The organism is Arthrobacter sp. zg-Y238 (genome assembly GCF_024385525.1).
Classification (GTDB): domain Bacteria; phylum Actinomycetota; class Actinomycetes; order Actinomycetales; family Micrococcaceae; genus Arthrobacter_B; species Arthrobacter_B jinronghuae.
Map to the genome: position 1 here is coordinate 225576 of NZ_JANFLU010000011.1, position 14614 is coordinate 240189.

The following is a 14614-nucleotide window of genomic DNA, read 5'->3' on the forward strand; positions in this document are numbered from 1 at the left end:
TACGAGAGTAAAGCAACCGTGTGGTGACGTGTCACCAAGGACTAAAGAGGGTAAATCCCCGTTCATTGGCATTGGCAACCAGCTGGATGAGCCTGGCAGCCTGCCTTTCTGAAGGGACTCCGGATTTTCGTCCTGTCATAAGTCCCAAGATGCTCATGTCGGTAGGGGAAGCGACCCTGTTCATGCCGGCAAACCCTTCCAGTGCCTTCCAATGCTCTGTTGGGATCTCATAGAGCCGGGTTTGCAGGCCGATTCCATTGTCCACCTTTTGGTTCGCCTTGGCAGCTTTGCCGCGGGCAGCGACGGTGGCGGCGTCAACCAAAGCCGAGAGGAAGTCTGCGGGCAACGTGTAGGGCATGGCTTTGATGGTGTCCCAGCACTGGGCCTTTTTGGCCCACTCCGTGACGTTCGTTGTACTCCGATGTTCGCTGGTGAGAACCTCCTGGACGAGGCGTCCCACCTGGTTCGCGACTACCAGGACGGAGTCCGGCACGGCTTGTGCGGACCACACGGCGTCAAAATCGAAGACCTTGCCTTGTCCCTGCCGTTCTACCAAGCTGGCAATCTTGGCAACGGTGTAGGCGGCTATGTTCGCCAAGTACGCCTTGCGATACCAGTCAGCATTCTTGATAACGTTCCTGACCTCGGCGAAGAGGATGCCCTTGGCTACCGTCTCTTTAAAGTACTGTTCGTTGAACTGGTCTGGATCCTTATCCCAGCTCTTGGCCACGATATCGGCAAAAGCAACGAAGTTCTTTTGTGCCCCCGAGCTCACAGTGTGGGGCCGCTGGTCCCATGACATAAGGTATTTGGCCAATGCCGGTTTATCGAACTTTTGCGACTTCGGATTCAGATTTTCGAAACGGACGGCCTCTGAGCGTGAAAGCTTGCTGCGTTCATTTTCATATTGCCCGCGAGTACGTTCGTAGTACCAGTGGGTGCTGTGGACGGCACCGGAACGGGACGGGACAAGCACCTTGCGCGAGAGCTCGGCCAGGCGGACGTGGTATGGACTGTTGGAAAAGAAGTCCGCCGAGCTGACTGCATTCTGGCTGTTCGCAAACCGCGAAATGTTCGGTATGAGCTCGGCGGCGAGAGCGGGAGCGACGACTACCAGTTTCATTTGGACGAAGACGCCATCCAAAACTCCCTCAGATTTTGCTTCCCTTTGCACAAAAAACAACGACGCGGTGGTCTGGCCGCCATTCACTATTTGCAGATCTTCGATCGATAGAATGGAACTTCCGTCCTCAGACGTTGTGACACTAGTTGCTGTGGCAGTTACTCCGTTGTTGAAGGCCATGAAGTTCTGCGGAGCGGAATGGATTGTGGCACGGATTCCCTTGTTGATCTTGCCCCTATTGCTGAGGTAGGACCTCACGTTACTTTCGAGCAGCCGGCTCCCATGCTTGGCATACAGGGAGGACAGGACCCGGCCAGGCACGGAGGTCAGGTAGGTCGCAAACTCTGGCGTGGATTCGACCCGAAGCGCGGGAAGCCCTTGGTTTGCCCACTCCGTCAGATCGATCTGAAGCGGCTCATGGCCGCTCTGGGACTGGTGGAGCTGGTGGAAACGCTCGATATCCCAAAGATGAAAGTCCACGGGGATTCCGTGGATGTCCTCAGAAGGCAGGGAACGCAAACGATCACTCAACCGGGCATCTGTCATGAGATAGAGGCGGTAGCGCGAAACGTTCCTGCCCCTGCTCCGCAGATCCCACGCGAGCTGATATGCCGGCGAGCTTTGTTCTCGCCCCTGCATGAAGCTCCCATCGAGTGCATCCAGCAGGAAGTAGTGAAGGGCCCTGAGAGCAGCTTTGGCGTCGGTAGCCGAGAGCGTTTGAATAGTCTCAGTCCCGTAATGGACGCTTGCGACGACGGCAATACTGTTATCTGCGTTCTCGAGGTCGTAGCCATTGACCTTGAGTTTCCGCTGATTGGTACCCGCGCCCTCGAAGTCCAAGACTTCGATGTCATCGAACTCGCCCGCTTCGGTCAGTATTTCTCCGCAGTGCCTGGTAAAGGCGGTAGCGACGAATTCTCCCTCGGCGTTAGCCAAGGCACCGACAGCAGCGGCCTGCTGCTGGAAGTAGCTCTCAATATCCATTTGTCCCCCATTGTCTTGATGGTGATCCCTGAGAGGATCGGTTGTGCTGCAGCTAAGCTAATTGTTCGTAATCCGAGACCCAGTAACGTTGGGCAACGCGGTTTAATAAGTATTTGGCGCGGCCGTTGCGCCCACGCGGGTCGTAGCCGGTTTTGGGTAGGGCAACCTTGAGAGCCATAAACGGGAGATGTTGTTTCTGCGCCTCTTCAAGTGTGCGCATTAACTCAACAGTGTTCCGCGGAAGCTCGGCCAAATCCTCCACCTCAATGGTTCGACTCTGGTCTGCTCCGCCTGCGCTGACATACAGCGGATAGATCAACAGCTGAGGCTTGCTGAGGTGACCGTAAAAAGCGGTTTCGGGAATCGAACTTTTTGCGTCCTGACCGAGCTCCCGGAGAGCCTCCATGTATCTTCCGGAAGCTTGTTGCTCGATCTCTTCGTCGAGGAGTTTCTGCAAATCCTCAGGACCTGCCAAGCGGCCGCGCTTGCCACTGACCCACAGCGACGCCCCTCTCGACGTCCCGTCCTTGGAGAACAACGGACGAAAAAGCATCTGCCGTTCAACGGGATAACACCCACTGAGGGGTCCGAGGGTGAGGGGCGCGTTTCTTTTCACGGAACCGTTGACAACGACGATGTCCCACTCTTTGAAAAGATCACCTTCGCTGCTGCGCACCATGCGTTCCAGGCTTGCACCGTTGAACAGTACGTCATCGGGTGCCGCCGAAAAGAGGCGGAGCGCGTCAGCGATCAGGTCCTTGGGGACCGAGCATACGCGCGTATATCCCCGGCGGGTCCTGTCGACGGCGCAGCCGTTTCCCACCGCTTCGCTCAACAGCTTGACTATGGAAGTGTGGTTTTCCCTCTGGACTTCAACACTGGTGGAGAGTTTCGTGGTTTCCAAATTGCGTCCCAGCAGGTTGATTTCCTTTTGGGCTGACACGGCGTGCCTTGACTTGTTTCGGGCGGTGATCAGAAGTGACTCGGGGTGTTGCTGCACGGCGAGACCGAAGTCCCGGGGGATCATTTTGCTTCGACGCATATAGGCGAGATCCACCCGGAGCTCTTCCACCGCTGTGGCAATGAATCTGTAGTCCGCAGCTGTACCTTCGCTGATCCACAGCCTGCAAATGTCTTGGTACCCGTCCCGGTACCCGAACCAGCGTGCCATCTGCATCATAGTGTCGGCAGCGGCAACGTTCCGGTGGAAATAGCTGACCACCAGTCCGTCCAAGGTCAAACCGCGGCTGAGCAAATCACCGCCGATGGCAATCTGCCTCTCCGGCACTTCGCCATCATATTCAGAGGGATCGATCCCCGGCGCCGAGTTATAGACCTTGACTCGCACTTCCGCGACTGAAGCTGACAGCTGGGACAGAACACTTTCCCAGGAGGCACCACTCGCGGTGTACTGGCGCGCAAAGGTTCCCTGCAGCTCCTCTAGTAGCGGATGTGTCCGTCCCGCAGCGTAAGCGGAAGCGTGCAGTTGAATGGCTGTTTTGTATTGAAAAAGCGCTTCACGAAGTGCGTCCGCCACGTGGTTTTGGACATCGGTGAAGCGCGAAACGTTTACCAGCATGGAACGTTTTGCGGGTGCTTTCAGCCGATGGTCCAAGATGGCGTTGGCCAGTAGGTAAGTACGGAGCGCCTCCTCAAGGCTAGAAGGCAGGCCCTGGGGGCGTTGAATCTTCTTGTGTTTTAAGGGAAGCCAGCGAACAGCGTCTTTGAGTTTCTGTACCTGGGTTCCGGGTTCGTCCGGCGTCCGCCCGAATACCGCCCGGACGCCAACGTAGTTGCTGGGAGCATCCAGGGGGTAAATGAAGTCTTCGGGAAACAGGTCGGGCAGTTCCTTGCCATCCTCGGTGAGGCAAGCCGTTGCCTCGTCATCGATGAAGATGTTGGCAAAGGGCGTCGCCGTAATAGCCAGGTAAGAGGACCTGGTAAAGAGGTTTAGAAGCCGCCTGATAGCTGAGTTTATTGCAGTGGGATCATCGCTTTCGTCGTTGGTATTGATCGACGCGTAGTCGGACTCATCATCAATCAGCAACAACGGTAGATCGATCTTCTGGTGGCTGCCGGCTTTAGCGTGGGCCCATCCTTGCACTGCCTTGAGGACGTGGGTGTTCTTCTTGACCACAAACACCAACGGCGGGGAGCTAGGCGTCGGTAGGGCGACATCCCCGGCGGTTCGACTCACCTGTAAGTAATCCATCAGAGTCGTGGTGAGAGATGTGGCATCTGCGATCCCTCGATCCACGTTGCCAATACCGATATGCACGTCTCGGGGAACGCGAGCTCCGTTAAGCATCCCGGTGAGTGCCGTGTCCCTGCCGATGAACCCCTCGTCGATCCGGGAATGCGTTTGCTGACGCAGGTATTCGGTGTTCCCGGAGAGGACGACGATAACGCGATAACCTGCGTCGGCCGCCTTGTTCATCAGAGCAAGATAGTTTTGGGTTTTCCCTGACTGTACGTCGCCAATAACAAGGCCTCGGCGATTCCAGAAGCCGGTCCTTCTCGGGTCCCCGGCAAGGTCAAGAATCTCGTCGCTGAAGTGATCCAGTCCGTCGAGAACTGCGCCCGAACGCCCGGAGTCGGAAAGCATATGCCGATAGGCGAACCAGCGGCGCCATACGATGTCGGCCTTACTCTTCTGCAGCCACGGTATGTGATCGTCCTTGACGAGCGGGCCGCCTTCGCTCGAGGACCCGGTAGCGGTCAGCTTTTGTACCCAGTGCTCCACGAGCTCGTCCATTTGCGATTCGGTTGAGGCCGTCGGAAGCCGCGTACGTGCACGATCGAAAGACAATCGAATCTCATCTTCGGTGAGGTCCGGACGGTATTCATCGGTGTCGGAGTCTTTAAGGAGAGACAGTGCGGTCGCCTCAACCGCAGAGACTGGAAATAGGAATGCATCCGTCATTTCTAGAACTCCGTCCCGTAGGAAGTTTCACGGAGGGCCGCTTCGGCGCGCGGGTGTTTGTCGAACGGTTCCGAGGTGAGCATGGCTTTGACAAAGGCTTCCGGGGCGAGCGTGGTCTGAAGCTGTCCCCAGAGCGCCCTTGCCAAATCCCTAAGGTCTTGGTCCTGCACCTCCGCGCCGGAGTGGGACAGGTCCTGCCCCATCTTGTTGTAAACATCCTCGATGGGAAACGTTCGCTCCATGAGACTCAGAACGGTTTCCAGGGCAGCCGACTCATGACGATCGAACGTGCTGCTGAGCGCGATCAGTGCAGGGTGATTTCTGTTGACCTCGTAACGGAACGATTCAGCGTCAGAGACGGCATTCCAGATGTGTGTGATGGGACTGCGCTCTGTTCGCCCGCGATAGGTGTGCGCGCGCTGGCTCGGGCCCACAATGGTGGCTGCAACGGCGCGAAGCCGGTCCCTAATGACGGGCGGAGGTACCGCTTGGGCCTTCTTGATGTCTAGGGACCACAGATGATCCAAGGAATTCGGAACATCTACTTGCACCCGAGCCAGCTTGCCCAATTCCTGTTTCGGAGCCACACGGAACCAAGTTCCCCAGATAACAAGGCGCATTGCCCGGTAGATGTAGAAACCCTGGCTGTCGCGCAATGAGCCGTTTACATGGGCCCTCCTACGGTCCGAGGGCGACATCATGTTCAGGTGAGGCAGAGTATAGGGACGCAGTTCGATAGTGCCTTGGTCCAGAGATATGCGTTCCAGCGGACCAATTTGGGTAGCTTTGTGATCCTTGAGCAGGGGGTCAGTCGCAGGGACAGAAGTGAAGTTCATACGGATATCGAGCTGCCGTCCATGCTCGCCCGCTAGGAATCGATGAAAAACGAGTCCCAAATGGGAGGCAGCACGCAGCATGGCTTCATCCATGGACGCGATTGAGTTTCCACTACTGTTTTCGAGCTGATCAAGATCCTGCCAGAGGATCATGGTCCCGTGATCCAATGTCTCCAACGCCGCATACTCCGGGAGCGCCTGGTATTCTTCCGGTGCAAGCCGCAAGAGACTCCAGCTAGAGGAGCTGCTGAGATAATCCAAGTCCCAGCGGAAAGCATGTATCTCGCTGCGTTGTTTTGTCACCAGGGTGAGCTTGCGGCACTGGGAAATGGATGCGGTTTTGAGTCCGAGGCCGAACCGTCCGAGATCGTGGCTCGCACGCAGGTTCCGCGAGTCATTCCCTGCCAAACGCATGGCATCTTGTGCTTCCAAGGCGGTCATCCCCAAGCCGTCGTCGATGACGGCAACGTAGGGCTCACCTACTGCAGAAAACCGAATGTCCACCGTTGCTGCGCCGGCTGTGATCGAGTTGTCGACAAGGTCGGCCAACGCGGTTTCCAAGTTGTACCCGACAGCCCTCATGGACTCCATGAGCTGCGGTCCAGGCAGCAGTGTGATCGCGTCCGTCAAGCGTCCCCCAGAGCTAAATGCGATTAGTACTTATGAGGATCAGACTATCCTCTCGTACTGACATTCCTGTTCTAGGAAACCCCATCGGGTGCTTGGGGGATGCTGCTCAGCTGTATCCCATAACTTCGGCCACACGCTGTGCAATTTTCGATGCCAATAGTGGTGGAACCGCGTTCCCCACCTGCGTGTACTGCTGAGTCCGATTCCCCAGGAAGACGTAGTTGTCGGGGAAGGTCTGCAGCCGCGCTGCTTCACGGACGGTGAGGCTTCGCATCTGTTCATGGTCGGGGTGAATGTAGTAGTGCCCGTCTTTGGCGATGTGAGACACGACAGTGGATGAAGGTTTCCCCCACGCCTGGACCCGGAACCGATCCTCGAAGGGCACCACCACGTTGTTGATGTTGTTGTGCTTGGGCCAGTGGGCAGCCGGCAGGCTGCGCACCTTCGGGCTCGAACCGTCGGCCGTCACCAGCGCAGCCAGCAGATAATAGCGAACCAAATCTTCAAGCATGTGGCCACGGGCTTCATGGTTCCACGTAACAGGCGCAGCATCTTTACGGAGCCATGTTTGGAGCTCACCTGCTGCGGAGGCCTTATCGAAGGGCTCCGGGGGGCGGACGGATGTCGACTTGGTGTCGAGTTCGTAAGGGCTGGGAGCGGACGCCCGCTCTTTACCCGGAAGCGCCTGCAAGAACTGGTGCGCTTGCTCGCGTATGGTGGCCCAGTCCTCCCACGTGGCATGCGGACGGCGGGAAATGCCCGAGCGCAGGTGGGGCAGAGACCAGATAGCATCCTGAACAGTTACGGGTTCGCGGTGTTCAAGGGCCTTTGGGGCCGGAAGCTGGGCGTCCCGGCGCAGGCCTACGATGATTACCCGGTGGCGCTTCTGGGGAATTCCATACAGCTCTGACTTGATGATGAAGTCGGAGGGTTTGAGTTCCCCGGTGTCGCTGTTGACCACCATGGAGTGGAGATCGTAGCCAGGTGCTCGCAGATCCTGTTCGATGAGCTCGAAAATCTTGCCGTCCCCGCTTTTGGACGAGAGCATCCCTTTTACGTTCTCCATCACGAAGACCGCGGGGCGGAACTCGGTGATGATGTGCAGGTATTCCTTGTACAGGAAGTGCTTGTGGTCGTCTTTGAAGGTGACGTCGTGCTTGCGCCGGGAGCGTCCGGCCATGGAGTAGGCCTGGCACGGTGGTCCACCGATCAGGACCCATTCAGAGGCATCCTGAAGCGATTCCCGAATCAACGTGTCCGACTCTGGACGGCTGTCCTCGCTCAGGGTGAACTGTCGGACTTCTTCTTCTGCGTGTTCGAAAGCCGCTGCCACCTCGGGGGCTGATCGCATCTCGTCGTAGGTGACGTCCTTGGCGAGGAACTGCTTGTAGATCTCAGGTTGACCTTCAGGTAAATCGGAAAGGAACCGGTGAGCTGCGCGCAGGGTCAGGGTCTTTACTGCCGATGTCTCCATCTCGATCGACAGAACCGTCTGGAAGACCCGGTTGCCATCCTCATCTCGGATGCTGGAGAAGCCTTCGTTTAGGCCACCAGGGCCAGCAAAAATGTCAACGATGGGAATCACGGGGTCCTCCAAAATCAGTACGGCTCTCCAGGCTACCAGGCAGGAACGTGGAGCCTTGTAATCTTACCGGCTCGGCCCGTTCACCTTCACCCCAGTGAACATCGCAGCACTGACAGTTTCATCACCTTAGGGATGAAGGGTAAACACTGGCCTCCTTGCCGCCAAACTGGCATCTGGCGGTACGCAGCTACTCCCCGCGCCCCTCCCCGCAACAGAACAGATGAGACTGCTGGATCTCCTTCACCAAGGCGCCAACCGTCGATGGAGAGTCAGGGCGGAGTCGTGCCCTTCATTTGTTATTTGGAGCAGATCCGTATGGCCACCATGCCTCTTCCGCGACTAGCGTGCTCAGTTGGGGCCTCATTGACTGGTGAGGCAAGCGGCTCGTTCAGGTACGTCAGCGCGGTTCATCGCCTATATTGGGAGAGAAATGTCCACAAATACAGAAAGCCGTTTTGATTCGGCACGTAGATTCTTGAATGCTTATCATAAGATAGAAGCAATTCTGCGAAAGCGCCAGGGGGTGGGGAATGAGGTTGGGTTCGCTAGGCTCGTCAAAAATGATAGGCGGCTAGTGCGAGAACAAGTGGAGAAACTGCTTGACTTGACCGATTTGAGGAACGCCATAGCCCACACGCCTTATAGCGAAACCGATGAACCGTACGCCAACCCTCGGGAAGAAACTGTTCGCTGGATTGAAGATCAAGTGGACATTATCGAAAACCCTCCCAAGGTTCTCCCGGCATTACGCTTGGTGCCGCCCCAGACACTCGTCGCAAATGATAGATTGTCTGTTTTCCTTGGGTTGGTGGGTGATCCGCACAACTATTCACAGACGCCGTTTTGGCGCGAGAACGGGGATTTGGGTCTCATCACCACTAATGCAGTGGCGCGGTGGTTGGCGAATCAGTATGAAGTCAGCCAAGGATATCTAGCGGACGATGTGTCTGTTTCCGACGTATCTGATTCCGCTTCCGAGCCCAGGGATGCAGTGCTTATAAAAGGTAAAAACATGCGGGTCGCCGATGCGCTGAAAATTTTCGCCGGGGATAGTCAAACTGCCCCACCAGTAGCTATACTTATCACTGATTCGGGAAAGACGCACGAGAAACCGCTTGGCATAGTCACTCCTTCTGACATTCCGGCCATGGCTCGAATACTTGGCATTTAGTTATCTGATATGGAACTTCGACAAGCCGAACCGGCAGCCCGTTCCCGCCGCGGGACGAAGTCCTGGGCCTCGACGACGACGGCGTCCAGCTTCTCCTCGATCGGCAGGACATCGGCGAGTTCCTTGAGCAGGCGCGGCATCTCCTCGTCGAAGTACTCCTGCCCGGACCCGTCGGGCACGCCCAGGGACTGCACGTAGTCGTGGAACTCGCCCAGGAATACGGGCCGGGCCTGCTTCCAGGCGTCGACCTCGCGGGGCAGGTGCACGCTGAGCCCCTTGTTGTAGCAGAACAGCCCCACGCGCTGGCCGTCCTTTGGCGAGGAGCTTGGCCTTCTCGACGGCGAGCCAGGTCTTGCCGCTGCCGGCGCCGCCGACGAAGCGGGCGCGGGTGATCGAGCGGGTGGAATCCAGCCAGACCTTCTGCCGGGTGGTGAGCCGTTCCTAGTGGTACTCCAGCTCGGCGGCATCCAGACCCGGACGGCCTGCCGGGGTCAGATCGCCAGAGAGGTGGGGGAGGATGCGCTCGAGGTACTTGGGGGAGAGCGGTACGGACCCCTGCCCTTCCGTCTGGATAGCGCCCCGGATTTTTGCGGCGCAGTTGTTTGCCAGCTCCCCCTGGTCGACGACGAGGCTGCGCGGCGTGCCGGCCATCTCCCAGTCCGCAGAGACGTCCGAGTAGGGGAAGCACGCCATGTAGGTGATGCGGCTGGTCAGGGGAGTGCCGAGGCGGCTGCCGATCCAGTCCTTGAAGGCGTGCTGCGCGCTCTGGGCCTGGGCGACGGGACTTTCCATCTGGCGTTTACCGGTCCTGTCGCTCTGGTACCACTGGCTGTTGTCCACGGAGACCCTGCCGCCCTTGACCTCGAGGACCGCGACGCCGATGCCGGGCCAGAGGACCAAGATGTCGATTTCGTGTTCGGCGCGGCAGCGCCGCAGCTGGACCGAGTGCGCCAGCACGACGTCGTCGCGCAGCTGGGCGTGCAGGGCGTTCCAGACCGCCTGTTCGGCTAGGTGTCCGTCCTGAAAGTCGGGCTCTTCCGGCATGCAGCGCACGATTCCCCCTTATCGTCCGGCTAGTGCCGGGGATTTGTCAGGAAATCTGCCCGAGACAAAGACTCTTGGCTTCGCCGACCGCGCAATTCTTCGCGGGAGAGCGACCGAGCCACCTCGCGTGACTAATACACACTCCCCGCCGAGAAGGCAAGGAATGCCTCCACCCAACCCAGCTCAGACTCAGGCATCCGAGTGTGGTCGAGTGACCTCTACTCGTCCTCGGGAAATCAAATTTGTACCACCACAGGGTGATGTTGTGCACAGCAGGATTCGTTAACCGGCATTTTGTAGTGCTGTGCCTTTAGCTACGGATATGAACACACAGAGGACACCCAGTCGCAACTCAAGGAAAACTGTAACACTGTGTTACAGTCAGGATGTGGAAGAGGACGCTGAGTTGGTTCCGGTCAATGGATTAGTCGATAACCGCCGCGCTGCCGCGATCCTCGGAATCTCGGTGAACGCCTTTAAGGTATGGGCAAGTAGGGCAAAACTTCATCCTGCTGATGGTGATCCACTAAAAATGCCGAGCCCAGTTGCAGTAATGCACGGAAATGTTTATTCGGCTGACGAAATCATCGAATTCTCAAGGATGTTGAGTATTAGGAAGGAAAGGACGTCAATGTCTGTCCCGATGCTGGACTCAACGAGGCGATCACTGGGGTCCTATTTCACGCCTGATGATGCAACTGCGTTTATGGTGGAATGGGCTCTGAGGGGGAACGGAGAGTCATGGCTGGAGCCGAGCCTCGGTGACGGTTCTTTTGTGCGGACCGCAAACGCCTACGCAACGCGCCGAGGGTGGGAAAAGCCCCGGGTGACCGCCGTCGAGTTGGATAGAGCCACAGCGGCCAGCGCAGTGGAAGCGGGTATCGTGGCGCCGCAGTCAATCCGAGTGGCTGACTTCCTCTCGGAAAGGGATATACCGCCGGTGGATGTAGTGGTTGGAAATCCCCCCTACGTGAGGGTGCGCGCACTTAATGACGAGCTGGCGGCATCCGCTCTTCAGGCTGCGGAATCAACAATGGGCGCCCCCATGGACCCTGCTGGAAGCGCCTGGTTGCCGTTTGTGGCCAAATCCACGACGCACTTAAAAATTGGTGGACGACTCGCTTTAGTTCTTCCGTTAGACTTCACATACGTACGATATGCAAGGCCTCTATGGGATTTCCTGGGGCGAAATTATGGGCGACTCCAAGTCTTGCGCTTCAAAGATCGTGTTTTCCCTGATCTACTCCAGAATGTACTGGTTTTATTGGCGGATCGAAAAGGCGAAACTACCGCGCATGTCGATTTTTATCCCTTAGATAAGATCCCGGAACTCAGTGGGCCAGAACTGTTCGGGGGGCGAGAGCTGAAAATTAACGATATTGTGCGGGGCGAGCGTGTATTTCAACGTGCACTTCTCTCCACGGAATCACGAGAGGCATATGACGCGCTGCTGAGTCACTCAGAACGTTCCCTGAAGAGAGCAAAGTTTAATATCGGATACGTATCTGGGCATAAGGGATTTTTTCACCCCGACCAGAATTCTGTTGAGCGCTACTCTCTGCCGCATGAGTCGCTTCAGCCCACGGTCGTGAACTCCCGGCAGTTGAAATTGGGAGGTCTCCGAACATCTACGTCTTCACCTGAGAACTTCCTTTGGTTACCAACCGGTAAACTAACGGCTTCAGAAGAGGAGTATGTCATGCATGGAGAGCAGGAGGGCGTTCATCTCGGCTACAAATGCCGTATACGCCGACCTTGGTATGTAGTGCCTGGTGTAAAAATCCCTGACCTGCTGCTAACAACGTTTAGCGATAAACCAAAGCTCTATATCAATGATGGTGGTTGGGCAGCATCTAACAGTATCCTTGCAGGAACCTTGCGACCGGGGGAATCCGCCACGGATTTCGCAGCATCTTGGTATTCCGCCTTGACACTCCTCAGTGTTGAACTCGAAATTCACTCGCTGGGAGGAGGGGTGATGATAGCTGTTCCTAGAGAAGCAGACTCAGTCCACGTCTTAAAGAATAGCGTGATTCGTAATCGGGATGAAGAATCACTTAATCAAGCACTGTGTAGTAACGAGATCGATACGGCCTACGCGTCCGGAGACCAAAGCATAGTCGCCCTTGTGGGGCGTAGTGGTTGCAATGCTATCTGGGAAGGAATCGAAGCACTTAGTAACTGGAGGAAGTCCTCTCACGAACCTAAATCATTGAAGGCTGTCTAACTTCGTAGCGACGTCGACGTCTTCCAAGGGATATTCCCCTGAATCAGGGGATATAAAGATGTCGTCCATCCATATATTTCGAACATGAAACGTAGAGATCAACCGCGGAACGAACGTTGCGATGGACATATCCACTTCTGGCACCGCAGCCGAGACGATGTCGTCACGAAGCCCGACCGGATCAGAATGGAAATCTACGACACTGTAGGAAAATTGGTCGTATGTCCCAGTCTGATGTTTATAAAGGCGGTCGTCTCGTCCGCTAATCGAAGCATACATACGTGCGAAACGAGCATGGTTCGGGTTTTCGGCCTTCGTTTCGGTGCCCTTCTTTGTTGTCCAGGGGACGACCTTTAGAGGATGAATATACGCATAGCCGACAGTCGTCATTGGAAACCGTTCCTGCAGGCTAATCGCTTCCCCAACAATGTCTTGATAGTACGTCAGAACGTTTTTCCCAACCGAGCTCATCTGGCTGCGTACCCCTACCATCATCAGAGGCCCGTTTGTTGGGTGGATGACCGCGACGTCCACGTCCTTTGACTTGTAAGAACCAAAGATCTTGGCTTCTTCCACCACTTTCACACCTGCTTTGATCGCGGCAGGAGTCAAGCTGGTACGAAGTTCGCTAGCAATGTGGCCGTGGAAGCGCTTAATGAATGACTGGCTTCTAACAGCATGTTCCGGGTCGCTCACGAATAGGGTCCGCATCTCCGAAAGGGTCTCTTGGAGTTTTGGTGTCAGGGTCGCATACGATCCATCGCTCACTTTGTAAATCTCTTTTCAGTGTTATCGGGAGTATTGACGGTTTTGCTTCAGGACCTGAAGGTGAAGTGCGTTTGAAGTCTTACGCTTAGGTCGCCCTGTTACTTGGGGACTTAGGTGGTTTAGGTCTGCCGAATGGCGTCTGAACGTCTCCGAGCGTTGCAACTGTTACTTGGGTTGTCAAATTTCAACGCAGACTGATCCCTCTAACGGTGACGTAGAATGCCTCGACGGCATCGGCTAGGGGAGGTTCCATGGCGGCATGGATGGTGAGGGCTGGCAGCGCAGGAGAGCGCGAACAATGGGCCTTGGATAACGGTTACACGGGCGCTGGATATGGCGACGTCGACTCTCTAACCGATTGCGCCACTCGCGAAGATGTGGCGCGCAAGGTGAGCCAAGGTATTCCCAACAGCTCGAGCGGCGCTGTAAAGAATTTCGCGGCACAGCTGTGGGCGCTGAAGGACCGCATGGAAATAGGCGACTTGGTTGTGATGCCCTTGAAGCGAACCTCGGAGGTCGCCATTGGCAGCATCGACAGCGAGTACACCTACTTAGACGATCCGGACCCTCAGCGCAGGCATGTGCGCCGGGTGACGTGGAAAGTCACCGATCTCGCCCGATCGCGGATCAAGCAGGACCTGCTGTACTCCCTCGGTGCCTTCTCTACAGTTTGCCAAATCCAGCGTAACGACGCCGAATACCGGCTTCGCGCGTGCATTTCAGGAGGATCCGATCCAGGGGCGCGCGTGGGTTCATCCAAACCCGTACTTGTTCCGACCCCCTCAATTCCCTCAGTCAGGATGGATGACCCCGAACTCGTAGAACCCCCGGTGGATGTCTCGCGGTACGCCGCTGACTCCATCGCGAGCCGGCTCATCGAGGCCTTCTCCGGACACAAGATGGAAGGGCTTATCGCCGATATCCTCCGGAGCGCGGGTTACGTGTGTACTGAGCACGGTGAAGGAACCGACGATGGGATCGACATTGTGGCGGGGAAAGGAATCCTCGGCCTCGAACCGCCACGGTTGATTGTGCAAGTGAAAAGCCAGGCATCGCCGGTGGATTCGCCTACCGTCTCGCAGCTGCACGGTTCGCTGGCAATCCACGGCGCGGACCAGGGCCTGCTCGTAGCGTGGGGCGGTCTCACCAGACAGGCCAGGAAACTGCTGGAATCCCAACGCTTTGCCATTCGGGTTTGGGACGCTGATGAAGTGGTGGCGCAGCTGCAGGAGCACTACGGCTCCCTCCCTGCCCGGGTGCGACGCGAACTTCCGCTCAAACAGATCTGGACGCTGGCCGACGAAGCCGGGTAAACCGGGGGAC

At 56.8% G+C, this 14614-nt stretch carries 10 protein-coding genes; 3 read left to right on the forward strand and 7 right to left on the reverse strand.

Annotated elements, in window-relative coordinates:
- Window positions 1–31: 31 nt before the first annotated feature.
- From NNX38_RS12800 to NNX38_RS12815, 4 genes are all read right to left on the reverse strand, one after another.
- A complete protein-coding gene (locus NNX38_RS12800; protein WP_255798350.1) occupies window positions 32–2107 on the reverse strand; it encodes an AIPR family protein in 2076 nt (691 codons plus the stop codon).
- A gap of 52 nt (window positions 2108–2159) precedes the next feature.
- Entirely contained in the window at window positions 2160–5030 is a 2871-nt protein-coding gene (locus NNX38_RS12805) for a Z1 domain-containing protein (protein ID WP_255798351.1), read from the reverse strand.
- Between the two features lie 2 nt (window positions 5031–5032).
- Window positions 5033–6457 carry an ATP-binding protein gene (locus tag NNX38_RS12810; RefSeq protein ID WP_370646470.1) on the reverse strand — a complete coding sequence of 475 codons (1425 nt, stop codon included), beginning with the start codon at window positions 6455–6457 and terminating at the stop codon, window positions 5033–5035.
- Window positions 6458–6602: 145 nt separating this feature from the next.
- Window positions 6603–8081: a DNA cytosine methyltransferase gene (locus NNX38_RS12815; RefSeq protein ID WP_255798352.1), complete on the reverse strand. Its 1479-nt coding sequence runs from the start codon at window positions 8079–8081 to the stop codon at window positions 6603–6605.
- A 574-nt stretch (window positions 8082–8655) separates the two neighbouring features.
- Between NNX38_RS12815 and NNX38_RS12820 the strand changes: the two genes are divergently transcribed.
- A complete protein-coding gene (locus NNX38_RS12820) occupies window positions 8656–9252 on the forward strand; it encodes a hypothetical protein (RefSeq protein WP_255798353.1) in 597 nt (198 codons plus the stop codon).
- Here NNX38_RS12820 and NNX38_RS12825 read toward each other — a convergent pair.
- Both NNX38_RS12825 and NNX38_RS12830 read right to left on the reverse strand, forming a co-directional pair.
- A complete protein-coding gene (locus tag NNX38_RS12825; protein WP_255798354.1) occupies window positions 9249–9551 on the reverse strand; it encodes a hypothetical protein in 303 nt (100 codons plus the stop codon). The genes NNX38_RS12820 and NNX38_RS12825 overlap by 4 nt on opposite strands.
- A gap of 142 nt (window positions 9552–9693) precedes the next feature.
- Window positions 9694–10296 carry a nuclease-related domain-containing protein gene (locus NNX38_RS12830; protein ID WP_255798355.1) on the reverse strand — a complete coding sequence of 201 codons (603 nt, stop codon included), beginning with the start codon at window positions 10294–10296 and terminating at the stop codon, window positions 9694–9696.
- A gap of 388 nt (window positions 10297–10684) precedes the next feature.
- Here NNX38_RS12830 and NNX38_RS12835 point away from each other — a divergent pair, with 388 nt between their 5' ends.
- Window positions 10685–12523, forward strand: a complete 1839-nt coding sequence (locus NNX38_RS12835; RefSeq protein WP_255798356.1) for an N-6 DNA methylase — start codon at window positions 10685–10687, stop codon at window positions 12521–12523.
- Here NNX38_RS12835 and NNX38_RS12840 read toward each other — a convergent pair.
- Complete coding sequence (locus NNX38_RS12840) at window positions 12506–13291, reverse strand: hypothetical protein (protein ID WP_255798357.1); 786 nt, start codon at window positions 13289–13291, stop codon at window positions 12506–12508. The two genes, NNX38_RS12835 and NNX38_RS12840, sit on opposite strands and share 18 nt — an antisense overlap.
- A 251-nt stretch (window positions 13292–13542) precedes the next feature.
- Here NNX38_RS12840 and NNX38_RS12845 point away from each other — a divergent pair, with 251 nt between their 5' ends.
- Window positions 13543–14604, forward strand: coding sequence for a restriction endonuclease (locus tag NNX38_RS12845; protein WP_255798358.1), 1062 nt, complete (start codon window positions 13543–13545; stop codon window positions 14602–14604).
- Window positions 14605–14614 lie beyond the last annotated feature (10 nt).

Excerpts from the sequence above, each read along its gene's own strand:
- NNX38_RS12805 (WP_255798351.1), bottom strand. The coding sequence starts at position 5,030 with ATGACGGATGCATTCCTATTTCCAGTCTCTGCGGTTGAGGCGACCGCA.
- NNX38_RS12810 (WP_370646470.1), bottom strand. The coding sequence starts at position 6,457 with ATGGAGTCCATGAGGGCTGTCGGGTACAACTTGGAAACCGCGTTGGCC.
- NNX38_RS12845 (WP_255798358.1), top strand. The coding sequence starts at position 13,543 with ATGGCGGCATGGATGGTGAGGGCTGGCAGCGCAGGAGAGCGCGAACAA.
- NNX38_RS12830 (WP_255798355.1), bottom strand. The coding sequence starts at position 10,296 with ATGCCGGAAGAGCCCGACTTTCAGGACGGACACCTAGCCGAACAGGCG.
- NNX38_RS12800 (WP_255798350.1), bottom strand. The coding sequence starts at position 2,107 with ATGGATATTGAGAGCTACTTCCAGCAGCAGGCCGCTGCTGTCGGTGCC.